The following is a 25,095-nucleotide window of genomic DNA, read 5'->3' as shown; positions in this document are numbered from 1 at the left end:
GTGACTCTTCCCTATACAGCACCTTGCCCAGCGAGATGCATGGTCACTGCGTCACTTCTGTGCCGTGCGTATTGCTGCCAGTCGCTGCCGAATCCGTGGCCCGATGCTTGAGCTTGCGGAACTTCTTGGACATGCCGTCGAGCTTGGCCTCCCATTCGGGGTCAGGCCGCTGACCCTCTATGGTCTTGAAATAGGCTTGCATCAGACAGGTAATCGCGAAGGGTTCAAGCAGTGCCACCTTGACGCTCCAGGCGAAGAGCAGCGCCACAATCACTCCGGTGGCGGACCAGCCACCGGGAATCAGATAGGCCACCGCGGCTGCCGGTGCCAGCATGATCAGGAACACCAGGAACGAGAGGCCATAGACGATCAGCGCCAGCCAGGCGGCGTTCTTGAGCATCGGCTTGGCATTCTGGCCGTAGAGCACCAGGGCATCACGGGACGAGGCCCAGGCGTTGTCGGAGCGGGTGCGAATGCAGTACGCCAGGATCACCTCATCGATGAACCCCACCGCGATCTTCAGAAAGGCTTCGAGAAGGCGAATGAACTGCCGCGCACCGGGAATCGGCAAAAGCCCGAAGATACCGCGCATCAGCCCGGTGATGGTGCGCAGCACCCCCTTGATCAACTGGTCGACACCGAACAGCAGGCTGGCCTGGCCGAAACGCGCCTTGACGACCGTCTTGGCATGGGCGATCTGACCCCGCCCCTCGGGCAAGGTCTGCCCCTCGAGCAGTTCCACCAGCACGGCGATATGGCCCGCCTTGACGATATACAGCAGGTACTCGCGCATCACATACATCACGGCACCGACGATGCCGAAACCCACGACCCCGCCCCAGAAGGTGGACGCCGCGCGAAAGCCCTCGTCACCGAGGCCACCGATACCCCAGCCCACCCCGGCGCCGGCCCCTGTCATCAGTACATAGGCCAGCGCCACGCCAAAATAGACGGCCAGGCGAAAGAGGATGAAAGGCATTGTCTTCAGCATCAGGCCCAAGGCCTGGCCGATCTTGAAATCCCACATAGTTCCCCCTGCTGAGCGGTAGCGGTTATCACCTGCTGGTACTTCCATTCTGCTCATCAGGGTAGCCAGCTTGCGGCGTCGAGACCCCGTTCGTTTGAAGGGGTCAAGGTCAACGGCATATCAGTAGGATCAGCGAGTCAGGTATCAGCTATTGTGACTGTGTCGCCTTACATTAGCCGTACCAAAATCTGGAGAAACTTCATGCCAGGACGCTGCCTTAAGTGGGTCACCATGTTGTTGCCGGCATTAGCCATGGCTGAGCCCCTGGCCACTCCCGAAACATCACCGCTGCTATCAGTAAGCGGTGAGATCAGCGTCACAAATACGGGGAACGAGGCCCATTTCGACCGAGGGATGCTCGAGTCTTTGCCACGGCAGAGCCTGAGCACATCCACCGTCGTGACCGACGGAGTCAACCATTTCGAGGGGTTCCTGATGCGCGACTTGCTCGAGTATCTGGGCACCAATGGTGACACCGTGGTGGCACTCGCCCTTAACGACTACCGGATCGAGATACCCAGAGACGACTTTTATGCCTACGACGTCCTGGTAGCCGATACCATGGACGGCAAACGCTTGACGCCACGCGACAAGGGACCGCTGTGGATCGTATATCCCCGGGATGACCACGCCGAATTGCAGGATATTCGCTACGACTATCGCTGGGTCTGGCAGCTCCACCACCTCGAGATTCAATGATGCAGCCTCGGCGGCCCGCTTTTGTGTTGCCTGGCCTGGCGATTCTTGCTTTCGCCACCTTCTTGGGCTTTGCACTAGTGAGGCTGGCTCAGGTCGAGCAGGACATGCGTCTCAACGTGGACGAGAACATGCTGTGGGTGATCACTCAGGCTCAGGTCGCCAGCCACCGCCTGGATGGCGATGTTCACCGACTTCGTCAGGGAAATTCCGAGGCCGACCCCCAATTGCGTTTCGACATCCTTACTAGCCGCCTGGTACTGCTTGACGAGGGTCCCCAGCGTCGTTATCTGGAGCGACTGGGATTCGCTGATTCACTGGACGATCTGTTCATCCGCCTGCATGCCATCGAGGCGAGCATGGAGACGCTCACACCACAAAACCCCACCGAAAGCGAAGCGATTCAGGCAGAGCTTGCCCCGATGGCGCGACAGCTCAACCGTATCGCCAATGCCGTCATGGTGGAAGAGTGGGAAGCAGTCGGGGCACGACTCGACGCCCACCGCGATGGCATGGTGCAGGCGATAGCCTCGGTGCTGGGCATCCTGGTCAGCGGCTTGTTGCTGGTGGCCCTGCTGATCATCAACTTGCGCCAGCGGCGTGCCGCTCAGCATGAACTGGCCAGCCATCGGGACCAGTTGGAGGAGGAGATCGCCAGACACATCAGCCGCTACAAGGAAACCGCCGATGCCCTGGCCCGAGCCTTGAGTCGCGAACGCGGCGTCAGCGAGTTCTATCGCAGCTTCGCTGCCATGGTCTCGCATCAGTTTCGTACGCCGTTGGCGGTGATCGACTCAGGTCTGCAGCGACTGCTTCGCCGTGGCGACCGGATGACACTGGAGGATCGACAACAGCGTTACACCCGTCTGCGTAATGCCGTGGCGCACATGACCCGCCTTGTAGAAAGCGCCCTGACGGCTGCACGGCTGGATGTCGGCCAGTTGGAGGCTACGACCGCCCACTGCGACCTGGCCTCAATCGCCCAGCAGGTGTGCCAGTTCCAGGAGGAAGACGCCGGCACCCAGCGCATCACCTTTGAGCCCGAAGGTTCTCCCCCGCTGAACGTCGTCTGCGACCGCGCTCTGCTCGAACAGATTCTGGCCAACCTGGTGTCCAACGCCTTGAAGTATTCGCCGCCGGATACGCCTATCACGGTTCGACTCGACCACGACGACGAAAATGCCAGTTGCCACGTCCAGGACCGGGGCATCGGCATACCCGAAGAGGATCTGCCTCGGCTGTTCGAACGCTTCTTTCGCTCCCGGAACGTCGAGCTGACACCGGGCATCGGCCTGGGCCTTAACATCGCCCGACACCTGGCGCGCTTGCAACGCGGTGATATCAAGGTGGTCTCACGGGAGGGAGAGGGCACGATATTCACCTTGACGCTTCCACTCGCCTCAGAACTGCCACTCGTCACAGGAGGAGCCAAGCCATGACCGAACAGGCCCCAGCCCCTACTGAGATGCCGGTGCTGATTCTCTGTGCCGAAGATCATGCCGAACTGCGCAGGGATATCTGTGAAGAACTCACGGAGGCCGGATACGGAGTCATCGAGGCAGCCGATGGCATCGAGACATTGCACCAGATCAACGCCGTGGTCCCTGACCTGATTCTTTGCGACATCAACATGCCAGGCTGCAACGGCTACGAAGTGCTGACCGAGATCCGCCGATCGCGACCGGACCTGGCCGACATCCCCTTCGTCTTCCTGACCGCCCTGAGCGACCCTCGAGAGGTAGTAGACGGCAAGCGTCTGGGCGCCGATGACTACCTGGTCAAGCCCATCGACTTCGACCTGCTGCTGGCGACCATCGATGCACGCCTCCGCCAGGTCCGTCGTATGCGCGCCAAGGCCAACGAAGAGATCAGCGAACTTCGTCAGGCCATGACCCACCTGCGCCAGGAAGCGAGCAGCCAGGCCTTCGTCGCTGCCACACGTGCTCTCGACCTAGTGGCACCCGGCATGGTCCTTCTGGGAAGAGAGGGACAAGTTCTCTTTGCTAACCGGGCAGCCCATCGGTTGTCACGAAGTACGGATCAGTTGGAATTGAAACAAGGCCTTTCCGGTACCGTCAGCGGAAAAGAACTGCGCAAGACCATCCGGTCGGCGCTCAAGGACAGCCGAGAGGGAGAGGAGAAGGTGACCTGCCTAAGGATCGATCGCCCTGGCGATCGCCGGGATCTGCTGGTGCTGGCCTGTTCACTGGGCCACGCCGACGGCTCGCTTCATGAGCCGTCGGTGGTGATCCTGATTTCGGATCCGGAACAACGTGCCCAGGTGCCTCGACAGATACTGGCCAGCTTGTTCGGACTGACGCCCAGCGAAGCCCGCATCGCACTGGCCCTAGCCGAAGGGCTGCGCAGCGAGGAGATTGCCGAACGGATGTCGATTTCCACCACCACGGTCGCCTTTCATCTACGCAACCTCTTCCAGAAAACCAACACCCACCGCCAAGCTGAGCTGATCGCGCTGATCCTGGCCGGTTCCATGACAGTGGCACTGGAGGAGAACAAGGCCTGACGCCACTCACCGAGAGAGCCACTACCATCTGCGGGGCCCGGGCGGGTATCATCGCCGCCCTCGTCCACCACCCCGGGAGGCCCCATGCCGATCCTCAACGCCATCGCTCACCGCATCCAGAAGGATGGCGACGCCCAGGCCAAGCTGGTGCCTGCCCAGGCGCCGATTCCCCAGACCGATACCCTGGATGCCCTGCTGGAGGGTCTCAACAAGGCCTACCACGGCAAGAGCAAGGCGTGGGGGCACTTTCATGATGTCGAGAGAGCCGACGAGGGCAGCGACCCGGCCTCGCCGCTCCCCTGGGAGCTGACCGATTATCTCGCCGAGGGCCGCAACTTCACGGCCCTGACCCGCGGCATCGCCGAACGCCTGACCGCCCTGCTCGACGCCCACCTGTCAGTGTCCGGCGACCTGATCGTGCTGGAGACCCGCTTCGGGGACGGACACTTCCTCACCCTTGCCCTACTGCATCATCGCGAAGGTTTCGCCGTGGACGAGCGCCTGGCGGTGGTGCCGGCGCGTCAGCTCAACTTGGCTCAGATGAGCCTCTCAGCACGCATCGACCTGACCCAGTGGCGTGCTGGCGACTCTCGCCAGTACCTCTCCTGGACCAAGGACAGAGGCGGCAAGGCGCTTGCCGAAGGCTTCGCCGCCCTGCTAGGCGCCGTGGAAGGAGTGGATGCCACAGGCGAGACCCGCACGCTGCTGAGAGCATTCAGCGATTACGTCGAGCGGGAAGACCTGCCAGAAGAGGCGAGCCGCGAGAAGACCGACGCGCTGATCGGCTACGCCAGCGACCAGGCCAGCCGAGGGGAGCCGATCACCCTGGAGGAACTTTCCGAGGTGCTCGATGAGCAGCAGCCTAGGGCCTTCTATGAGCATATCCGCAACGCCGATTACGGCCTGTCGCCAGAGATCCCGCCGGACCGTAAGACCCTCAGTCAGTTTCGCCGCTTCGCTGGACGTTCCGGTGGTGTCTCGATCAGCTTCGATTCACACCTGCTGGGTTCCAGCGTCGAATACGACGAAGAGGCCGATCGACTGATCATCAAGCAGGTACCCAAACAGCTGAAAGAGCAGCTCAGACGCAAGACCTAGACCGACGCGCCTACGCAAGTAGGCTTGAATGGAGCAAGTAGGCTTGAATAGAGAGTGCTCAGACAAGGTGTGGCTTGAGCCACTGACGCAGCTGGGATTCTTGCAGCACCCCTGGCTGGCGGGCCACCTCCCGGCCGTTTCTGAACACGATCAGGGTGGGAATGCTTCGGATGCCGAAGCGCCCGGCCAGTGATTGCTCTGCTTCGGTATCGAGCTTGGCAAAGCGAAGCCGGGGTTCGAGCTCGCGGGCTACCTCGGCGAAGATCGGCGCCATGATCTTGCAGGGGCCACACCAAGCGGCCCAGAAGTCCACCACCACCGGCAGTTCGCTGCGCTCCACCAGGGCGCGAAAGTTGTCAGAACTCAGCGCTACCGGCTCACCGGTAAATAAGGCTTGCTTGCACTTGCCACACTTGGGGCCGTCGTTCAGGCGTGTCTGGCTGACTCGGTTGATAGCACCACAGTGCGGGCAGCCAAGGGTCAAAGAGTCGGACATGGGGGTCTCCGGGTCACGGTTCGCTGACGTCGAATATGGCGCCTGTCCCCTTCCCCATCAAGCGACATCGCGTCGCGCCTGCGAACTCGACGCCATCTATGCCATGCAGCGGCCTTGGCGGACTGCTATCGTCGGCACATCCTTTGTTTCTTTCCTGGTTGTCGAGATCCCCGATGCGTTCACGTCCCGACCCGCGGGTGCTGCTGCGCCTGCTTGGCCTGCTGGCTCCCTATCGATGGCGCCTGGCCCTGGCGGCCCTGGTCTTGCTGTTGGCCTCAGGCAGTGTGTTGCTGCTCGGTCAGGGGCTGCGCCTGGTGATTGACCGCGGCTTCATTGCCGCGGACAGCGCCGCTCTGGGCCGCACCCTGGGCCTGATGCTCGCCGTGGTGGCGGTGCTGGCCATGGCCTCGGCGCTGCGCTACTACCTGGTGACCTGGATCGGCGAGCGACTGGCCGCCGACCTGCGCCGCCGGGTCTTCGACCACCTGCTGTCCCTGGAGCCCGGCTTCTTCGAAAGCGCCCAGGCGCCGGGCCAGGCCGCTGGCGAGATTACTTCGCGACTCACCGCCGACACCAGCGTGCTGCAGAGCCTGTTCGGCTCCTCGGTATCCCTGGCCCTGCGCAATCTCTTGATGCTGATCGGCGCCGTAGCGCTGATGCTGCTGACCCAGCCGTGGCTCTCGGCCATCGTGCTGTTGGGCATCCCCGCCACCGTGCTGCCGATCCTCTGGTTCGGGCGGCGAGTGCGGCGGCTATCACGCACCAGCCAGGACCGGGTGGCTGAGCTCGGCCGCTATGCCGACGAGGCGCTATCTGGCATCCGCACCGTCCAGGCCTTCACCCATGAGCCGCTCGACCGGCGCGACTATGCGAGCCGTGTCGAAGAAGCCTTCACCAGCGCCATCGACCGCACCCGCCAGCGCGCCTGGCTCACCGGCGTCGCCATGCTGGCGGTGTTCGCAGCGGTGGGCATCATGCTATGGCAGGGCGGCCAGGCCGTGCTGGCCGGCACCATGACCGCCGGCGAGCTCTCGGCCTTCGTCTTCTATGCGGTGCTGGCGGCCGGCGCGGTAGCGACCCTGGCCGAAGTAGCCGGTGACGTGCAGCGCGCGGCAGGTGCCGCAGAGCGGCTGCTGGAGCTGATGGATACCCGCCCGGGCATCGCACCGCCGGTCCGTCCGAGGCCGCTGCCCGAGCCGCTCTCCGGCGAGATCCGGCTCGAGCGCGTAAGTTTCACCTATCCGGGACGGGAAACTCCGGCGCTCGATGACGTTGACCTGACCATTCGCCCGGGCGAACGGGTGGCGCTGGTGGGCCCCTCCGGAGCCGGCAAGAGCACACTACTTTCTCTGCTGCTGCGCTTCCATGACCCCGACGCCGGCATCCTGCGCCTGGACGGCGTCGACCTGCGTGAGTTGGACCTCGGCGCGCTGCGCTCGTCGCTGGGGCTCGTGGCCCAGGAGCCGGTGCTCTTCACCGGCAGCGTGGCCGACAACCTGCGCTATGGCGACGCCGACGCCGACCTGGACTCGCTGCGCGTGGCGGCCCGAGACGCCAACGCCCTGTCCTTTATTGAGGCCCTGCCCCAGGGGTTCGATACGGCCCTGGGCCCGGGTGGCGTGCAGCTTTCCGGCGGCCAACGCCAGCGCCTGGCGATTGCCCGGGCGCTGCTCAAGGATCCCCGCGTCCTGCTGCTGGACGAGGCGACCAGCGCTCTGGACGCCGAGAGCGAGCGGCTGGTGCAGCAGGCACTGGACCGCCTGATGGTGGGACGCACCAGCCTGGTCATCGCCCACCGCCTGGCCACGGTGGTGGCCGCCGACCGCCTGCTGGTGTTTGACGGAGGCTGCCTGGTCGCCGCCGGGCGCCACGGGGAGCTGATGGACACCAGTCCCCTTTACCGCCACCTGGCCGAGCTGCAGTTCGGGCGTCATCCATCAACCGTCACGACCGATGCCCACTCAGCCCACTGAAGCCCCCTCCCGCTCAGAACAGCCCAAGCTGGCGGTCGATGAGGGTTGCGAAATCATCATCGACGAAGGGCCGTCGGCCTCGATCAGTTCCCGAGTGCGCCGCATGATCTCGTGGCCGCGCATGGTGACCCCCCTGCCCACCTCATTATCGTCGGCCAGCAGCGCCTCGGCCTGGGCTCGCAGCTCGGCGGGCAGGAAGCTCACCGCGGGCTGCACCGGCAGGCGCACCCGAAGCGGCCCCTGGTCGGTGGCCAGCCACAGGGTGACCTCGGTGCCCCGGAGGCTCTCCTCCCAGTGGCGGGTCAGGATAAAACCATGGTGAGTCGACAAGGCCCTACCCCAGGTTCGCCAGTTGGCGCAGACCCGAGGCGGAATCCGACGTGGCCAGCCAGGCCACCAGGCCAACGTTGAGCGCCACACAGCCCCACAGGATCACGCCGAAGGGTTGCTTGCGGGTCTTGTGGCGAAACCAGCGTCGAGCCAGCAGGGCTCCCGGCCAACCGCCCATGACGGCGACAAGGTGCAGGGTCGACTCGCGTATGCGGCGGCGGTCGCGCCGCGCCGCCGCCTTGTCGATGCCGTAGAGGAGCACGGCCACCAGGCTAGCCGCCAGGTAGATGCCTATCAGCAGCAGCATGTAGCGACCACCTCGCCTTCAGGTGTCAATGAACGTGGCTGGTGCCAGATCCCTTCCCGGTTCGGCCTCATGCGCATTGCTGACCCCCTGACCTGCTGAGCGTGAGGGCGGCATTGTCCTATACGTCCGGGCCGAACACTACTGCCCGGTCAGCACCTCGAGCACGCGCCGGGTGCCCTCCCGGTTGCGCCGCTGCTGGTCGCGATACTCCTCGGTGTCGATCTCCGGCCAGGGCTCGCCGCGCCGCTTCACCACCGGCAGGCCCGGCTCGCCGTGGTGCCAGAGCCGATGAGGCACCCTCACCTCCTGAACTCCTCCGCCGTCCAGATCGACATGCCACACGTGGTGGTAGTCCCTGGGGCGGCGGTGGGTCCCCGGCTCGCTCAGGCGCAGCAGCCGGGGGCTGCGGGTCGTCTCGATCAGGGTGCCGGTCCAGCCCTGGCGGGACTCCCTGGCCGGCGCCAGCCACAGCTGCCAGGCTGCCACCGGCAGGGCCAGGGCGAGCAGCAGCAGGATGCGTCGGAGCGTGCGTGGGAGCTTCTCCATGGTGGCCTCCCAGATACCGGTCAGTCGTAGTGCACCGCCAGCCAGACGGTCACCTCGTCCGGGGCGGTCCAGGCGACCCGGTGCCGTCGATGGGCAGGAATCAGCAGGTGGTCCCCCGGGCCGAGCGTCACCTCCTCGTCCTCCTCGAAGGCGACCACGCCCCGGCCCTGGAGCACCAGCACCCACTCGTGGCGCGGCTGGTCATACCAGCCGGTCTCGGGCGATGTATGGCCCCAGGAGACGATACGCTCCACCGTCACCGACTCGGCGCTTGCGAGCTCTTCAAAGCGCTCCTCGGGCAAGAGGTCGGGAATCCCCTCGAGCAGGTTGCCTATCATGTTCACCTCCTTGCCAGGCCCTGACAGAACCTTAGCAGCCCCGGCGCGGGCTTGCGCCCGGCGCCGTCTTCCACCCCCACCCTTGTAGCCCAACCCACACGCCGCCGACCAAAGTGCTAGGCCCCATGAGGCGGGGCTTGCTTAACATTGTCGACAGTCTCGAGTAGAATCTCGACCAACCAGGACGGGGGGTAGTACACCCCTGACTCCAGTGCCAGAGGCATGTTTCGGCAAGCATTGTGCCGAGCCGCGTCATTCTGGCTCCACTAGCAATGAGGGCCCTAACGTGCTTGAAGCCTATCGCCAACATGTCGAGGAGCGCGCCGCGGAAGGCGTGCCGCCGAAGCCGCTGAACGCAGAACAGGTCGCCGCACTGGTCGAGCTGCTGAAGACGCCGCCAGCCGGCGAGGAAGAAGTCATCCTCGACCTGATCACCAACCGCGTTCCCCCCGGTGTTGACGAGGCCGCCTACGTTAAGGCCGGCTTCCTGACCGCCATCGCCAAGGGCGAGGCCGAGTCTCCGCTGATCGACAAGATCCACGCGGTCAAGCTGCTCGGCACCATGCAGGGCGGCTACAACATTGTTTCCCTGGTCGAACTGCTGGACGACGCCGACCTCGCAAAAGAAGTGGGCGAACAGCTCAAGCACACCCTGCTGATGTTCGACGCCTTCCACGACGTGGAAGAGCGTGCCAAGGCAGGAAACGCCGTGGCCAAAGACGTCATCCAGTCCTGGGCCGAAGCCGAGTGGTACCTCTCCAGACCCGCCCTGGAAGAGAAGATCACTCTCACCGTCTTCAAGGTGACCGGTGAGACCAACACCGATGATCTCTCCCCTGCGCCAGACGCCTGGTCGCGCCCCGACATTCCGGTGCATGCTAACGCCATGCTCAAGAACGAGCGTGACGGCATCAAGCCCGAGGTGCCCGGCACCAAGGGTCCGCTGAAACAGATCGAAGAGGTCAAGGCCAAGGGCTTTCCGGTCGCCTACGTCGGCGACGTGGTCGGCACCGGCTCATCGCGCAAGTCCGCTACCAACTCGGTGCTGTGGTTCTTCGGCGATGACATCCCCTACGTGCCCAACAAGCGCGCCGGCGGCTTCTGCTTCGGCAGCAAGATCGCCCCGATCTTCTTCAACACCATGGAAGATTCCGGCGCCCTGCCGGTGGAGATGGATGTTTCCAAGCTCGAGATGGGCGACGTCATTGACGTCTACCCCTACGAGGGCAAGGTGTGCAAGCACGGCACCGACGAGGTGCTCAGCACCTTCGAACTGAAGACCCAGCTGATCCTCGACGAGGTGCGCGCCGGTGGCCGTATCCCGCTGATCATCGGCCGCGGCCTGACCACCAAGGCGCGTGAGTCACTGGGCCTGGCCCCCTCCGATGTCTTCCGTCTACCCGAGCAGCCCACCGACACCGGCAAGGGCTTCACCCTGGCCCAGAAGATGGTCGGCAAGGCCTGTGGTCTGGAAGGCGTGCGCCCGGGCATGTACTGCGAACCGGCGATGTCTACCGTGGGCTCTCAGGACACTACCGGTCCCATGACCCGCGACGAGCTCAAGGACCTGGCGTGTCTTGGCTTCCAAGCCGACCTGGTGATGCAGTCCTTCTGCCACACCGCCGCCTATCCGAAGCCGGTCGACGTGGACACCCACCACACCCTGCCCGACTTCATCATGAACCGCGGCGGTGTCTCCCTGCGTCCGGGCGACGGCATCATCCACAGCTGGTTGAACCGCATGCTGCTGCCCGACACCGTCGGCACCGGCGGCGACTCCCATACCCGCTTTCCGCTGGGCATCTCCTTCCCGGCAGGCTCCGGCCTGGTGGCCTTCGCCGCCGCTACCGGCGTGATGCCGCTGGACATGCCGGAATCGGTACTGGTGCGTTTCAAGGGCGAGCGTCAGCCGGGCGTCACCCTGCGTGACCTGGTCCACGCCATTCCCTACTACGCCATCAAGGAAGGCCTGCTGACCGTCGAGAAGGCCGGCAAGAAGAACGCCTTCTCCGGTCGCGTGCTGGAGATCGAAGGTCTCGAAGACCTCACCGTCGAACAGGCCTTCGAGCTCTCCGACGCCTCCGCCGAGCGCTCCGCCGCGGGCTGTACCATCACCCTGTCCGAAGACAGCGTGAGCCAGTACCTGAACTCCAACATCACCCTGCTCAAGTGGATGATCGCCAACGGCTACGGCGACCGCCGCACCATCGAGCGTCGCATCCAGGGCATGGAAGAGTGGCTGGCCAACCCGAGTCTGATGCGCGCCGACAAGGACGCCGACTACGCCGAGATCATCGAGATCGATCTGGCGGAGCTCAAGGAGCCGGTCCTCTGCGCCCCGAACGATCCGGACGACGCCCGCCTGCTCTCCGACGTGGCCGGCCAGAAGATCGATGAGGTGTTCATCGGTTCGTGCATGACCAACATCGGCCACTTCCGCGCCGCGGGCAAGCTGCTCGAGAAGCAGCCGCCCGGCAGCCTGAAGACCCGCCTATGGCTGGCGCCGCCGACCAAGATGGACCAGCACCAGCTGACCGAAGAGGGCTACTACGGCATCTACGGCCGCGCCGGTGCACGCATGGAGATGCCCGGCTGCTCGCTGTGCATGGGGAACCAGGCCCGCGTCGCCGCCAAGAGCACCGTGGTCTCCACCTCGACCCGGAACTTCCCGAACCGCCTCGGCGATGGTGCCAACGTGTACCTCGCCTCTGCGGAACTGGCGGCCGTCGCCGCCGTGGAAGGTCGTCTGCCCACCGTCGATGAGTACCGCCGCTATATGGGCGAGTTCGACGCCATGGCCGGCGAGATCTATCGCTACATGAACTTCCACGAAATCGAGGAGTATCAGAATGCCGCTTCCAGCGTGATTCCAATCACTCAAGAAGCCTGATAGCCCAGTTTTCTGATATCCTCACTTTCGACTCCGATGCTCGCAACATCGAATGGCCGCTCTCGCGGCGGCCTGAGCCGATGACAGAAGCGCCCCCGGTGGGGGCGCTTTTTTCGTTGCTTCTCTTGATCGCTGCGACTCTTGATCGCGACTCTTGATCGCGACTCTTGATCGCGACTCTTGATCGCGTCTCTTGATCGCGTCTCTTGATCGCGTCTCTTGATCGCGCCTCTGACCCTGGCCACCCACCAAAGCCGTCTTTCACCCTGCCGCGAGTGTGGCATCATCAACACATTGATTTACGTGCAAGGAGCCACGACATGAGTCATATCATCACCCCGGATATCTGCGACGCTCATCCCGAGGTGCGGGTTCTGGATCCGCTGTTCATCAACTTCGGCGGCCGCGAAGCCTTTTGCGGGCCGATCCGTACCGTGAAGTGCTTCGAGGACAACTCCCTGGTCAAGCAGGCCGTGGCCGAACCCGGCGAGGGTGCGGTGCTGGTGGTGGATGCCGGCGGTTCCCAGCGTTGCGCCATGCTCGGGGACATGCTGGCCGAACAGGCCGCCGATAACGGCTGGAGCGGGGTGATCCTGTACGGCTGCGTGCGCGACGTGGACGTGCTGGCCGAGACCGAACTGGGTGTCCAGGCCCTGGGCGCCCATCCGCGAAAGAGTGAAAAGCGCGGCGAAGGTCAGCGCGATATCCCGGTGACTTTCGCCGGGGTGACGCTCACCCCCGGCGAATGGCTCTACGCCGACAACAACGGCATCGTCGTAGCCAATGAGCGCCTGCCCCTCGAGGGCTGAGGCGTCTGACCCACCATGCTGGCCCTTTCTCAGCTGAGCCGGGATGTGCTGCGCACCCTGCGCGACCACCTCCGGCCTCTGATTGTCTATCATCTGTTCTTCACCCTGCTGGCTTCGCTGCTGCTGCTGCCGGCAGTGGCCTGGAGCCTGACCCGACTGCTCGCCCGCTTTGGCCGCCCGGTGATCAGCAACGCCGAGCTGGTCGACATCCTGATGAGCGTCGGCGGTGCGCTCTGGCTGCTGGCCGCCATCGGCCTCACCTTTCTGATGCTCTATCTCCAGCAGGCGGGGATGATCCTGGTATCGGCGCGCCCCAGGGATAACCATGTCCGCCTGGCCTTCGAAGCGCTGTGGTGGACCCTGCGCCGGCTGCCCCAGCTGGCCGCCCTGGTCGTGGTGCAGGTAGGCGTCCACCTGCTGCTGGTGCTTCCCGTTGCGTTCGCCATCGCCTGGCTCTACGGCCTCTTCCTGGGCGGGCTGGACCCCTATTATATTCAGCGCGTGCGCCCGCCGGCGCTGTGGCAGTTCCTGGCCATCGGCCTGCCGCTGGCGATCACCTGGGCGACCATCGCCGCCACCCTCTACTTCCGCTGGATCCTGGCCCTGCCGCTCGTGGCACTGGAGGGGCTGTGGCCCCGCCAGGCGCTGGCACGCAGCCACCGGCTGACCCATGGGCGCAAGGGGCCGATCGCCGTGGCGGTGATCTCCCTGCTGCTGGTGATCATCGCCCTGCCCTTGCTGGTCACCCAGTTCTTCGACCGGCTGTTCACGCCGATGCTGTGGTGGCTGCCGGAACGCAACGCCGTGCTGGTGCCGGCCACCCTGGCCTACCTGACCGCCTACGTGCTGCTGACCCTGGCCATCACCTTCGTCGGCATCGCCGCCAACGCCCTGCTCTCCGCCTGTCTCTATTTGCGTTTGGCCCACCGCGAACCTCAACCGGCCCCACCCCTCGGCGACGCCCATCCTGGCCGGTTGGCCTGGGCGTTGGAACTGGGGGTGATCGCCTTTGCCCTCTCTCAGGCGTGGCTGATCGTCAACAGCTTCGAGTTACGCGACGAGGTCGCCGTCATCGCCCACCGGGGCAGTTCCATGGACGCACCGGAGAACACCTTGTCGGCCGTGGAGCAGGCACTCGCCGACGGCGCCGACATCGTCGAGCTGGACGTACGCCTCACCGCCGATGGCGAGGTGGTGCTGTTCCACGACCGCAGCCTGACACGCCTGACCGGCGACCGGCGCAACCTTGGTGAAGTGACGCGAGAAGAGTTGGCGACCTTCGATGTGGGTAGCTGGTTCGGCGACGCCTTCCAGGGAGAGCGGATTCCCGGCCTCGACGATGCCCTCGTCGCGGTCCGTGGTCGAGGCGCGCTGATGATCGACATGAAGCCGGATCCCGGTCGCGAGGTGGCGCTGGTGGAGGCGGTCATCGCCACTCTCCACGAAGAGGCGGTGCGGCGCAGGCGCTGTCTGGACAAAGCCGTCGACGTCCAGGCGGGCGCCTCATGCGGCGACCCGGATGTGATCGGCGAGATGCGACTGGCGACCATGTCGGCGGCACTGGTCGAAGAGACTCGCGCCCGGGAACCCGAGCTCAAGGTAACCCTGCTGGCTCAGCTAATTCTACCCGGCACCCTGGACCGTCGCGGCTTCGACGCCTTGGGGCTTCGGCATAATCGCATTAACCAGAGTGAGATCCGACTGGCCCGCCACTACGGCTATGAGGTCCACGCCTGGACGATCAACGACAGGGCGCGAATGTCACAGCTGATCGACCTGGACGTGGACGCCATCATCACCGATCGTCCGGCAATGCTCGCCGAGCTGCTGAACGACCGCCGCGAACTCGGCGACGGCGCCCTGCTGCTGGTGAAGTTGCGCAACTGGCTGCGCTATTGATCCTTCACCGTCTCATTAATCGCCCATCACCACCCCTTCCCTGCGCGGGTCGGCGCCACCGAAGAAACCCGACTCGGTGCGCAGGATCGCCTGCAGGCCGCTGACCAGTTCCCGCTCGCTGACGTCGTGGCCGCGGTCGTTCAGGGCCTCGAGTGTCTCGGTCGGGAAACGCCCCTCTTCAAGGAACACCGGGCCGCCCAGGGTGATGGCATGGGGCAGATCCAGCGCTTCCTGGGCGTCAAGCCCCCAGTCGAGCATTGCCACCAAGGCCTTGGCGGTGTAGTGGATGATGGCCGCCCCACCCGGCGAGCCAAGGCTCGCCACCAGTTCGCCGCTGTCACGATCGAAGACCAGGGTCGGGCTCATGCTGGAGCGCGGCCGCTTGTTCGCCTCCACGCGGTTGGCGATGGGGTCGCCCGCCTCGTCTTCCGGGGTGAAGGAGAAGTCGGTGAGCTCGTTGTTGAGCAGGTAGCCCCCCGGCAGACCGGTGCCGCCATCGACGAGGATCCGCGCGCCGAAGGCGGCCTCGATGGTGGTGGTCATGGCGATGGCGTTGCCGTGCTCGTCGACGATGCTGATATGACTGGTGCCGTATTCAGGCTGGTCGGGGTGTTGACCCCAGGCGGTGGCAAGTTCGCCGGGATTGCCCGGCTGGGCGCCACCGCTGCCCAGGCTCTCCTCGCCGACGAGCTCGGCCCGCAGGGCCAGGTAGTCGGGGGTGAGCATCACCGACCAGTCGCCGCCTGGGGCCTCGACGAAGTCCGGATCGGCGATATACCTGCCGCGATCGGCGAAGGCCAGCCGCGCGGCCTCGAGAAACTGATGCAGCCAGGGCTCGGAGGGCACGCCTTCCTCGACCGCTGGATCCACCTCGGGCAGATGATCGAGAACGCCGAGGATCTGCATCACGGTGAGATGGCCGGACGAAGGCGGCGGAAAACCGCATACCTCATAGGACATCCAGGCAGTGCAGAGGGGATCGCGCCGCTTGGCCTCGTAGCCGGCCAGGTCGGCGGTGGTAATCGCGCCGCCGCGGGTGTGGTGCCCCTGTACCCGGGCCACCAGATCCTCAGCGATGGGACCCTCGTGCAGAGCGGCGCTGCCGTGCTCAGCAATCTCAGTCAAGATGGCAGCCAGCGCCGGGTTCTTCAGAGTGACGCCGGCCTGCAGCGGCTCACCGTTTGGATAGTAGAAGGCGCTGCCCAGCGGGTCATCGCGCAGCGGCTGTTCGCTGGCCAGGCTGGTCGCCAGGCGCGGGCTCACCACGAAGCCCTGCTCAGCCAAGTGAATGGCGGGAGCGAACAGCTCAGACCAGGGCAGCCGGCCGTGCTCGGCGTGAGCCAGTTCCAGCATGCGCAGCGTACCTGGCACACCCACCGATAGGCCGCTGGCCGCGGCCTCCATGAACGGCAACGGCTCACCCGTTTCGTCGAGGAACAACTGGCCGTTCACTGCGGCCGGCGCGGTTTCGCGACCGTCATAGGCAGCCACCGCCTCGCCGTCGTGGTGCATCAGGAAGGCACCGCCGCCGATGCCGCTGGACTGCGGCTCCACCAGCGCCAGCACCATCTGCACCGCCACGGCGGCATCGATGGCGCTGCCGCCCGCTTTCAGCACCTGATAACCGGCATCGGTAGCCAGCGGATTGGCGGCGGCCACCGCGAACCGCTCGGTGGCCCAGCCGGGCTTCTCCTCGCTGGCGGAGCTGACCTCGGGCGCGATGGCCGGCAGGTCATACTGGAAGGCGACCTCGGCCTGGGCCACAAGCGGCAGACCAAGCATCAGCGTCGCGGTAACCGGCACCACCAGGCGGCGGCGGAAGGGAATGGCAGGCAGGATCATGAGACAGGCTCCTTGTCGCTGGGATTCACCTGGGGGAGTCTGTCAGCATAGACGAAAGACGCCCGGCCGACGGAGGTCGACCGGGCATCTTTGTCACCGCTGGCGACTTCTTCCAGTCGCGACTTATTCCAGGGTTTCGCCCGCCAGCATGAACCAGGTCTCCAGGACCGCATCCGGATTGAGCGACACCGAATCGATGCCCTGTTCCATCAGCCACTTGGCGAGATCAGGATGATCCGACGGTCCCTGTCCGCAGATACCCACGTACTTGCCCTGGGCCTTACAGGCCTGAATAGCCATGGCCAGCAGCTTCTTGACCGCCGGGTTCCGCTCGTCGAACAGGTGGGCAACGATCCCGGAGTCGCGATCCAGCCCCAGGGTAAGCTGGGTCAGGTCGTTGGACCCGATGGAAAAGCCGTCGAAATATTCGAGAAACTCGTCGGCGAGCAGGGCGTTGGCCGGCAGCTCGCACATCATGATGACCTTGAGGCCGTTGTCACCGCGTTTGAGGCCGTTGGCGGCCAGCAGCTCGACCACCTGGCGCGCCTCGTCGGTGGTGCGTACGAAGGGCACCATGATCTCGACGTTATCCAGGCCCATCACCTCGCGAACCCGCTTGAGCGCCCGGCACTCCAGCTCGAAGCAGGGGCGGAAGGCGTCGGAGATGTAGCGCGAGGCGCCGCGGAAGCCGAGCATCGGGTTCTCTTCGCCCGGCTCGTAGAGCTTGCCGCCGATCAGGTTCTCGTACTCGTTGGACTTGAAGTCCGACAGGCGCACGATGACTCGCTGGGGGTGGAAGGCGGCGGCCAGGGTGGAGATGCCCTCGACAAGCTTGTCCACGTAGAAGTCCACGGGGCTGGTGTAGCCGGCGATGCGCAGGTCGATGGTCTGCTGCAGATCGGCAGGCAGGGTGTCGTAGTCGAGCAGTGCCTTGGGGTGCACGCCGATCATGCGGTTGATGATGAACTCCAGGCGCGCCAGGCCGACACCGGCACTGGGCAGGCTGGCAAAGCCGAAGGCGCGGTCGGGGTTGCCCACGTTCATCATGATCTTGAAGGGGATCTCGGGCATGGCATTGACGCTGGTCACGCTGCGATCGAAGGCCAGCAGCCCCTCATAGACGTGGCCGGTGTCGCCCTCGGCGCAGGAGACCGTGACCTCGCGGCCATCCGCCAGGACCTCGGTGGCGTCGCCGCAGCCCACCACCGCAGGAATCCCCAGCTCACGGGCGATGATCGCCGCGTGACAGGTGCGTCCGCCGCGATTGGTGACGATGGCCGAGGCGCGTTTCATGATCGGCTCCCAGTCGGGATCGGTCATATCGGTGACCAGCACATCTCCTGGATGCACCTTATTCATGTCCTCAGGGGAGAACACCACCTTGACGGCACCCTGGCCGATACGCTGGCCAATAGCGCGACCGGAAATCAGGTTGCGCCCCTTCTCCTTGAGTTGGAAGCGCTCTAGCTGGCCGCCCTCCTGCTGGGAAACCACGGTCTCGGGGCGTGCCTGGACGATATAGAGCTCGCCGTCGTCACCGTCTAGCGCCCACTCGATATCCATGGGGCGCTGGTAATGCTGCTCGATGGTCACCGCCTGCCGGGCCAGAGACATGATCTGCTCATCGTTGATGCAGAAGCGGCCACGCTCCTTGAGCGGCACATCAACGGTTTCCACGGACTTGCCGGCGCTGGCCTCCTGACCGTAGATCATCTTGATCAGCTTGGAGCCCAGGTTACGGCGCAGAACCGCGGGGCGGCCGGCGGCCAGAGTGGGCTTGTGGACGTAGAACTCGTCGGGGTTCACCGCGCCCTGCACCACCGTCTCGCCCAGGCCCCAGGAGGCGGTAACAAAGACGGCGTCACGATAGCCGGACTCGGTATCCAGCGTGAACATCACCCCGCTAGCACCGGTCTCTGAACGCACCATCTTCTGCACGCCGGCCGAAAGCGCCACATTCTCGTGGGCGTAGCCGCGGTGGACACGATAGGAGATGGCGCGGTCATTGAAGAGCGAGGCGAACACCTCGTGCACCGCGCGCTTGATATTGTCGAAGCCCTCGATGTTGAGGAAGGTCTCCTGCTGGCCGGCGAAGGAGGCGTCCGGCAGGTCCTCGGCGGTAGCCGATGAGCGCACGGCGACCTTGAGGCTGGCATGCCGGGCAAGGAGCTGCTCGTAGGCGTTACGCAGGTGCTGCTCGAAGGTCGGCGGAAGCGGCGTATCAATGATCCACTGACGGATCTCAGCGCCGGTTTTGGCCAGGGCAGTGACATCGTCCACGTCCAGGGTGGCCAGCGCCCTGTTGATGCGCTCGTTGAGGCCCTCGTGGGAGAGGAATTCGCGGTAGGCGTGGGCGGTGGTGGCGAAGCCGCCGGGCACAGTCACCCCAGCGTCTGCCAGGTTGGAAATCATTTCACCGAGGGAAGCGTTCTTGCCTCCGACACGGTCTACGTCGTCCATGCCCAGCACATCGAACCACAGAATATAATTGTCCACGGGACCCCCTTGGCTTACCACGACAGGTGACCATACCGGAAAGGCATGATGAGATGGTCGGCACTCTATCAAGAGGGTGCCATATTCGCCATTGGTCTAAACGGGTAGGGGGTGGAGGATTTTTACAACAGCGGGTCGATTCCACGGATTTCTGTAGTCAACTAACATAATACCCCGGCTGCCGATGCTTGTGGCCAGCGGCCGAGGCACCGACAATGGACCCAGCACCGACACGATTTCATTAACATCTTCTGCGACGACAACGATATGACGCGTACCGCCTTCTTCATCTCCGACGGCACCGGCATCACCGCCGAGAGCCTGGGACGTAGCCTGCTGGCCCAGTTCGAGAACGTCGAAATCCGCATGGTCACCAAGCCCTACATCGACTCGGTGGAGAAAGCCGAAAATCTGGTGGCCATCATCAACGGCACCGCGGTGAAAGACGGCGAGAAGCCGATCATCATCGACACCATCGTCGACAGTAATATTCGCGATGCCATTCGCCAGGCCGAGGGCTTCATGGTCGATATCTTCTCGACCTTTCTCAAGCCCCTGGAGCAGGAGCTAGCGACACACTCCAGCTACAGCGTGGGCCGCACCCACTCCATCGGCAAGGATGAGGTCTATATGGACCGTATCCACTCGGTGCACTTCGCCCTGGACAACGACGATGGCGCCCGCACCCACCAGTACGACAAGGCCGACGTGATCCTGGTAGGCGTCTCGCGCTGCGGCAAGACACCAACGTCGCTCTATCTGGCGCTGCAGTTCGGCATCCGCGCCGCCAACTACCCGCTCACCGAGGACGATCTCGACGAGGATGGCACCCTGAAGCTCCCCAAAGCGCTGGTGCCCCACCGCCATAAGCTGTTCGGCTTGACCATCGACCCGCGCCGCCTGGCGGCGATCCGCCACGAGCGCCGACCCAACAGCCGCTACAGCTCCATGGACCAGTGCGCACAGGAGGTGGGTCAGGCCGAAAGCCTCTACCGGCAGTTGCATATCCCCTTTATCGATGCCACCCGCTTCTCGGTGGAAGAGATCTCCACCCGCATGATCGCCGAGACGGGGCTGACCCGGCGCTTCTCGCCGCGATAACCAAGACACATCCTCTGGCCAACAGTTACCGGTCGACAATTCCCAGCGTGGCAGTTACCACATCGCCGCTGCGGAGCCGCTCTCCGGGCAGTGGCGCCTGGTGGATGACCCCCACGTCATCAGCGCCGGCGCGCTCGATCATTCCAGCAAATTCGATCACCAGGTCGAACTGCTCCAGACGCTCTGTGGCCACTGACGCTGACAGCGGAATGAGATTCGGCACTATGCGTATCTGCTCGGCCCCGGGCGGAGCCGGCACCGGCACGATGCGAAATTTGATTGTGGCCGAGACGCTACCTTCGTAGTCATAGCGATTCTGATAACCGGCATCCACAGGCGTGGCGTAAAGCTTGGGGGACAGCATGCTCGACATGCGGCCCTTACTAGCCAGCGGCGCGGACGTTGGCTGAATGGCCAGGGGTCTCGGCGCCACGGTCATCGTTTCTGCTCCCGTCGAGCGACTGGCCGTGGTGCTGCCGGACACGACCAGGCTAACCTTGATTTCACCCTCGGCTTCGGGAATGGCATAGAACGTCGGCCGCCAGCCGCTTTCTCGGAGCAGGCGCACCGCCTCATCCCCATCGGCATAAAGTGCCAGCACCTGCTGGATGGCCTGGTCATCGAGGGCTCGCTGAGCCGACGCCACACCATCACCCACAGCCGCGATGATCTCTCCCAGGGGGGCGGCGGTGACGTCGCTGACCAGTCGCTTGATATCAGTCATTGGTCATTCTCCTGATTGCCCCGCACCGCAGCCACCACGACGCTGATACGTCCATCGGTCTCATCCAGCACGCTGCCGGCCTCGGGCATCTGCTGGAAAATGGCGCCCGCAGGATGCTTGCTTGACAGGGCCTCGATCACTTCGAGCGCGAGCCCGGCTCCCAACGCGATACGCCTGGCAGGCCCCACTGTCTGCCCGATCAGATCCGGCACTCTTGCCGACGCGGACTCCCTACGTTTGGGTGGGTCCAGGCGCAGCACCAGTTCCGATACGTTCTCGGGCCGGATATCCCGTGCTTCGACGGCATCCAGGGGATGAAAGCGCGCTCCGGCCTCTGAGACGATGCCCCGCAATCGTATCTCGGCACCGACAAGCTCCAGCCCACCCTGATCGCGGGACTGATTGAGGGCTCCGGACATGGCACCCGCCAGGTTATTGATCGTGGGCGAACTCTCCTGACTGCGCCGAATCACCTCGAGGTCCTGGCGTAATGTCTCTCGCTCGGTCTCGACACGTTTGAGGCTCTCGTTAAGTTCGCTTTCCCGAGAGACCTTGACCTCCAACTGCGCCTCAAGCTGCTGGCGCTTGAGGGTCTCGGCGGTCAGCATCTCGGAATACACGCCCATGACACGTGCATCGATGGCCGGCTTGTCAACGATCGCCTCGCCAAGTTCACGCTCGGGCAACGTGACGCTCTCTCGCCTATCCCTGAGCACCGCTCCATCCCGCGTTTCACTGAGCACGGCACCTCCACGCAGCAGATCCGCCACGTTGGCACTGGTGCCGATCACCCGGTCGGGGCGAGTGCGCAGATTGATTTGCGGGGCGGCGGTGCCTGGCCCCGGCAGCATCGTGACTTCTCCAAAGGCAGCCTGAACGGTTGTCCGCGTGGCCGCATAAGTGGCGTTCTGGGCGAGCACTTCGACGGGCTGGCGATCCGGACGCACCAACCGCAGAGCAGGCGCGAAGCTGCCTTCGCCCTCGACCACCCCCTGCAGCTTGAGGTCACCCTGTGCGTTGGTTCGTCCCTGGGCAAGTGCCACCCAGCCGCGGGTCAGATGGAATGCCTGGGCCTCCGCGGGCGCATTCTGCTCCGGCTGCCCCGCGCCATTGATCAGCCGTGCGCTGATCTGAAGCTTTCGCGTCATGACTCACTCCCTCCCACGATCAGACGCGTCACCGCTCCCTGAGCCTCGGCCTTTACCACCACTGACTTTCCACCCAGGGAGCCGGTGCTTAGGGACAGCCGCACATATCCCTGCTCGTCGGTGAGTACCGTCTGGCTCGGGAGCAGCGCAAGACGCTGCGTAGGTGTGGGGCGAAAGCCGATCAGCCGCTCGGTCATGTCGACGTCGACCTGCAGTTCGATGAAGGCATCGGTCAAGCGCTCGCCGGCGGTATTCGACAAAAGGATGTCGATGGCCGGGCCATCAGCATTGTGTACCAGTGCCATCTCCAAAAGCGCCGCGGGTCGCCCGCCGTGAGTAGGCGTGGAAACCAGTCGGCCGGAGATTCGCGAGGTGATATCCGTCTCGCGATTGCCACCGGAACTCGATGTGCGCGGGAACAGCTTGAGTATCGGCGCCGCCGTGCTGGGTTGATTCGAGGTTTGTTCGGAAAACTCCACCTCGAAAGTGAAATCGAGATAGGGAATCTCGTACCCCATGCCTCCTTCGCTGATCCGGCCGGCCTCGCTCAGGGTATCCTGAGCCGTGCGCAGGGCATCGGCTAGGCCCACCAGCATGTCGCGAACGGCATCGGCAGCAATCTGACCACCACGACTCATGGACTGTCTCCCGGCAGGAAACGCGACCGTTGGCGCGAGCGCTGGACACGCTCGTCATCGGCCTGTTGACGTTGCCGCTCGAGGCGACGGGCCTCGAGCGCCCTATCGCGTGCCTGCTCGGCACGCGTATCGAGATCCCCACTGCCCCCGGTGACCACGGACAGCAGACGATCACGCCTCTCGGTGTAGTAACGCTCCACGCGTGTGGACAAGATATCGCGGGTCGCTTGCCAACGATCAGGTAGGTTTGGCCGCTCAACCGCCGACACGGGCGGCCGTCGTGGTGCATCGTCCGGTTCATCCGGCGAAAGCCCCGTGCGACTCGCTGACGCCTGAAGACGATCTCTCAGTGCCAGTCCGCGGATCAGCCGCTGCCCCGTTCGCAGGGTGGGCACCGGATCACTGTCAACCGCCTGGTCGCTCTCGGCAGCGCCACCCAGACGTGCTGCTTCTCCGGCATGTCGCCATGAACGGTCCCATTGGCGCAGGTCGTTAATGTCACGCCGACGCGCCCAGGCCTCATCGGCCTGACGACGCTCACCCAATGGGGTGACGGGAAAACGCCGCGTCTCGCCAGACGGTTCGCTCGCTCTTCCGCTCAGTGTCGCCATACGCTCCTCGAGGGCGAGGCGCTCGGCCTGGAGAGTGGCCAATTCGGGGGGCAGTGACAACGCGGAGGAGCCCACCTCACTGGCCGATTGCGGATCGAAATCGCCTGCGTGAGGTGACTCTTCTTCCAGCAGCGACGTCCAGCTATTGCGAGGCATGGGCTACTCCGTTGGTGTATTGATCATGGCCCGGATACGCTCCTCCAGAATCGACGGTGGCGGCACGGTGACCAGCTTGGTTCGCATCAGCGAGCTGCCCTCGGCCGAATATTGGTACTTGCTGGAAAAGCTTGCCGACACCGTCGAGACCTGCATCTTGGCGCTGGCAGAAAGAAAGCCGACCTTGCCGCTCACCGAGGCGTTCACCTGGGTTGAGGAGCGACGGCTCTCGGTCTGAGACGCCATGGAAATGGACATCTTCACCTCGATCAGCGTATCCACAAATTGATAGAAGGTCGGCGTGAAGCCCAGCTCAAGAAGCGAGTAGCCTTCACTGTTACCGTCGCCAAGATCGACAAGGTTGGTACGCTCGGTCGATGCCGCTCCCCCTTCCTCTTCGGATTCCGGCGCATAGCCGGCCATGAGTCTGGCGATCTTGAGCGACGTGAGATCGAGCTCGTACTGAGCCTCGGCGATGCCCAGGCCCATGGACTTGATCATTTCCGGAAACGGCACGTTAAGGAGATCCTGGCCGACGCTCATCATTCACCTCCGTCATCCGGAGTTGGCAGCTCCGCTTCCATGCGTCGGCGACGAGCCTCTTCCTCGATTTCCATGAAACCGCGAATGCGATCCGTCAGTACGCCGGGAGGCGGCACCGGTACCAGCTTGGTACGCAAGAGGCTTGCACCCTCGGCGGAGTAGCTGTATTTGCTGGCATAGGTGGCATCCACCTGAGTGGTTTGCACCGAACTGTCGCTGCTGTAGCTCCTCGAACGCTTGCCACCGAAAAGCGACATGATACCGCCACCCTTGCGGGAGCTTTCACGGCTGTTGCTGGCGTCGCGGCTGGCATTTGACGTGGTGCGGCTGTAACTCCGTTCGCGGGTCATGCGAATGGCGATCTTGACCTCGATGATGGTGTCGACGAACTGGTAAAACGTCGGGGTGAAGCCAAGCTCCATCATCGACAACCGGGTCGGGACACGAATCACTGCATCCTGAACCGATTGAGGCAGCGAGGATGCGGCAGTCGTGCCATCGGTCGCACTGCCCAGTGCATCGGCCTGGGATTCGCTGACCCCATCCAGCTCACGGATGATCTCGATGACCACTTCCTTGAGCTTGATGGAATCCTCGTCCAGGGCACCCGTCAGGGCATCATCGAAGATGGCGAATGCCAGCGCCTGCTTGACCGTCATGTACTCATAGCCAAAGAACACACGGCTATCATCGAAGGTCTGATTACCCTCTCGGTCGAATACCGATTGCAGTCCGCCCATCATCTCGGCGGTGCGCATCGACCCCTGGTCGAGCTGGAACTGGCTGTCGGCGATGGCGAATGCCATGTCGCGAATCATGTCCCCCATGGGGACGTCCAGTAGATCTTGTCCAATGCTCATGAGCCCACTCCTGATCGTGTTGTCGTTGTGTGTCAGTCAGTGA

The 25,095-nt window shown here is 64.1% G+C and carries 23 protein-coding genes; 9 read left to right on the top strand and 14 right to left on the bottom strand.

Annotated elements, in window-relative coordinates; translation table 11 throughout:
* Positions 1–43: 43 nt before the first annotated feature.
* A complete protein-coding gene (locus tag ACFODV_RS13660; protein ID WP_379760348.1) occupies positions 44–1,027 on the bottom strand; it encodes a hypothetical protein in 984 nt (327 codons plus the stop codon).
* Between the two features lie 201 nt (positions 1,028–1,228).
* Here ACFODV_RS13660 and ACFODV_RS13655 point away from each other — a divergent pair, with 201 nt between their 5' ends.
* The 4 genes from ACFODV_RS13655 to ACFODV_RS13640 all read left to right on the top strand — a co-directional run bounded on the left by ACFODV_RS13655 (position 1,229) and on the right by ACFODV_RS13640 (position 5,345).
* The gene (locus tag ACFODV_RS13655) at positions 1,229–1,726 is read left to right on the top strand and encodes a molybdopterin-dependent oxidoreductase (RefSeq protein WP_379760346.1); all 498 of its coding nucleotides are present in this window, start codon (positions 1,229–1,231) and stop codon (positions 1,724–1,726) included.
* Positions 1,723–3,162, top strand: a complete 1,440-nt coding sequence (locus ACFODV_RS13650) for a sensor histidine kinase (RefSeq protein ID WP_379760344.1) — start codon at positions 1,723–1,725, stop codon at positions 3,160–3,162. Before ACFODV_RS13655 ends, ACFODV_RS13650 begins: the two co-directional genes overlap by 4 nt.
* Positions 3,159–4,247: a response regulator gene (locus ACFODV_RS13645; RefSeq protein ID WP_379760342.1), complete on the top strand. Its 1,089-nt coding sequence runs from the start codon at positions 3,159–3,161 to the stop codon at positions 4,245–4,247. Before ACFODV_RS13650 ends, ACFODV_RS13645 begins: the two co-directional genes overlap by 4 nt.
* A gap of 84 nt (positions 4,248–4,331) precedes the next feature.
* Positions 4,332–5,345 carry a nucleoid-associated protein gene (locus ACFODV_RS13640; protein ID WP_379760340.1) on the top strand — a complete coding sequence of 338 codons (1,014 nt, stop codon included), beginning with the start codon at positions 4,332–4,334 and terminating at the stop codon, positions 5,343–5,345.
* Positions 5,346–5,403: 58 nt separating this feature from the next.
* Here the strand turns inward: ACFODV_RS13640 and trxC are convergent, their stop codons facing one another.
* Positions 5,404–5,841 (bottom strand): thioredoxin TrxC, encoded by a 438-nt coding sequence (gene trxC / locus ACFODV_RS13635; RefSeq protein WP_379760338.1) that lies wholly within the window; start codon positions 5,839–5,841, stop codon positions 5,404–5,406.
* A gap of 173 nt (positions 5,842–6,014) precedes the next feature.
* On the opposite strand from trxC, the gene ACFODV_RS13630 reads away from it, so the two are divergent.
* Positions 6,015–7,814, top strand: a complete 1,800-nt coding sequence (locus tag ACFODV_RS13630; protein ID WP_379760336.1) for an ABC transporter transmembrane domain-containing protein — start codon at positions 6,015–6,017, stop codon at positions 7,812–7,814.
* Here ACFODV_RS13630 and ACFODV_RS13625 read toward each other — a convergent pair.
* The 4 genes from ACFODV_RS13625 to ACFODV_RS13610 form a co-directional block, all read right to left on the bottom strand.
* Positions 7,803–8,144, bottom strand: coding sequence for a hypothetical protein (locus ACFODV_RS13625; protein WP_379760334.1), 342 nt, complete (start codon positions 8,142–8,144; stop codon positions 7,803–7,805). The two genes, ACFODV_RS13630 and ACFODV_RS13625, sit on opposite strands and share 12 nt — an antisense overlap.
* Positions 8,145–8,148: 4 nt before the next feature.
* Positions 8,149–8,451: a DUF1294 domain-containing protein gene (locus ACFODV_RS13620; RefSeq protein WP_379760332.1), complete on the bottom strand. Its 303-nt coding sequence runs from the start codon at positions 8,449–8,451 to the stop codon at positions 8,149–8,151.
* 138 nt (positions 8,452–8,589) lie between these two features.
* A complete protein-coding gene (locus ACFODV_RS13615; RefSeq protein WP_379760330.1) occupies positions 8,590–8,997 on the bottom strand; it encodes a hypothetical protein in 408 nt (135 codons plus the stop codon).
* Positions 8,998–9,017: 20 nt separating this feature from the next.
* Positions 9,018–9,335, bottom strand: coding sequence for a cupin domain-containing protein (locus ACFODV_RS13610; RefSeq protein WP_379760328.1), 318 nt, complete (start codon positions 9,333–9,335; stop codon positions 9,018–9,020).
* 286 nt (positions 9,336–9,621) lie between these two features.
* Here ACFODV_RS13610 and acnB point away from each other — a divergent pair, with 286 nt between their 5' ends.
* The 3 genes from acnB to ACFODV_RS13595 all read left to right on the top strand — a co-directional run bounded on the left by acnB (position 9,622) and on the right by ACFODV_RS13595 (position 14,933).
* On the top strand, positions 9,622–12,225 hold the full coding sequence (acnB, locus tag ACFODV_RS13605; RefSeq protein WP_379760326.1) for a bifunctional aconitate hydratase 2/2-methylisocitrate dehydratase: 2,604 nt from the start codon (positions 9,622–9,624) through the stop codon (positions 12,223–12,225).
* 320 nt (positions 12,226–12,545) lie between these two features.
* Positions 12,546–13,034, top strand: a complete 489-nt coding sequence (rraA, locus tag ACFODV_RS13600) for a ribonuclease E activity regulator RraA (protein ID WP_379760324.1) — start codon at positions 12,546–12,548, stop codon at positions 13,032–13,034.
* Positions 13,035–13,049: 15 nt separating this feature from the next.
* Positions 13,050–14,933, top strand: coding sequence for a glycerophosphodiester phosphodiesterase family protein (locus ACFODV_RS13595; RefSeq protein ID WP_379760322.1), 1,884 nt, complete (start codon positions 13,050–13,052; stop codon positions 14,931–14,933).
* A gap of 15 nt (positions 14,934–14,948) precedes the next feature.
* Here the strand turns inward: ACFODV_RS13595 and ggt are convergent, their stop codons facing one another.
* Positions 14,949–16,775 (bottom strand): gamma-glutamyltransferase, encoded by a 1,827-nt coding sequence (ggt, locus tag ACFODV_RS13590; protein ID WP_379760320.1) that lies wholly within the window; start codon positions 16,773–16,775, stop codon positions 14,949–14,951.
* Positions 16,776–16,898: 123 nt separating this feature from the next.
* Positions 16,899–19,271 carry a phosphoenolpyruvate synthase gene (gene ppsA, locus ACFODV_RS13585; protein WP_379760318.1) on the bottom strand — a complete coding sequence of 791 codons (2,373 nt, stop codon included), beginning with the start codon at positions 19,269–19,271 and terminating at the stop codon, positions 16,899–16,901.
* Positions 19,272–19,538: 267 nt separating this feature from the next.
* On the opposite strand from ppsA, the gene ppsR reads away from it, so the two are divergent.
* Complete coding sequence (gene ppsR, locus ACFODV_RS13580) at positions 19,539–20,372, top strand: posphoenolpyruvate synthetase regulatory kinase/phosphorylase PpsR (RefSeq protein WP_379760316.1); 834 nt, start codon at positions 19,539–19,541, stop codon at positions 20,370–20,372.
* 25 nt (positions 20,373–20,397) lie between these two features.
* On the opposite strand, the gene ACFODV_RS13575 is transcribed toward ppsR, so the two are convergent.
* Genes ACFODV_RS13575 through ACFODV_RS13550 form a run of 6 tightly spaced genes read right to left on the bottom strand, consistent with a single transcriptional unit; the run spans position 20,398 to position 25,052 of the window.
* Positions 20,398–21,096 carry a PASTA domain-containing protein gene (locus tag ACFODV_RS13575; protein ID WP_379760314.1) on the bottom strand — a complete coding sequence of 233 codons (699 nt, stop codon included), beginning with the start codon at positions 21,094–21,096 and terminating at the stop codon, positions 20,398–20,400.
* The gene (locus ACFODV_RS13570; RefSeq protein ID WP_379760312.1) at positions 21,093–22,244 is read right to left on the bottom strand and encodes a PASTA domain-containing protein; all 1,152 of its coding nucleotides are present in this window, start codon (positions 22,242–22,244) and stop codon (positions 21,093–21,095) included. Before ACFODV_RS13570 ends, ACFODV_RS13575 begins: the two co-directional genes overlap by 4 nt.
* Positions 22,241–22,882, bottom strand: coding sequence for a hypothetical protein (locus ACFODV_RS13565; RefSeq protein WP_379760310.1), 642 nt, complete (start codon positions 22,880–22,882; stop codon positions 22,241–22,243). Before ACFODV_RS13565 ends, ACFODV_RS13570 begins: the two co-directional genes overlap by 4 nt.
* The gene (locus ACFODV_RS13560) at positions 22,879–23,649 is read right to left on the bottom strand and encodes a hypothetical protein (RefSeq protein WP_379760308.1); all 771 of its coding nucleotides are present in this window, start codon (positions 23,647–23,649) and stop codon (positions 22,879–22,881) included. Before ACFODV_RS13560 ends, ACFODV_RS13565 begins: the two co-directional genes overlap by 4 nt.
* A gap of 3 nt (positions 23,650–23,652) precedes the next feature.
* Positions 23,653–24,192, bottom strand: coding sequence for a hypothetical protein (locus ACFODV_RS13555; protein ID WP_379760306.1), 540 nt, complete (start codon positions 24,190–24,192; stop codon positions 23,653–23,655).
* Complete coding sequence (locus tag ACFODV_RS13550; protein WP_379760304.1) at positions 24,192–25,052, bottom strand: hypothetical protein; 861 nt, start codon at positions 25,050–25,052, stop codon at positions 24,192–24,194. Before ACFODV_RS13550 ends, ACFODV_RS13555 begins: the two co-directional genes overlap by 1 nt.
* Between the last annotated feature and the right edge of the window lie 43 nt (positions 25,053–25,095).

The organism is Halomonas tibetensis, from assembly GCF_042643535.1.
Classification (GTDB): Bacteria; Pseudomonadota; Gammaproteobacteria; order Pseudomonadales; family Halomonadaceae; genus Halomonas; species Halomonas tibetensis.
The sequence above is the reverse complement of the archived record's forward strand: the minus strand, read 5'-3'. Positions and strand labels throughout refer to the sequence as shown.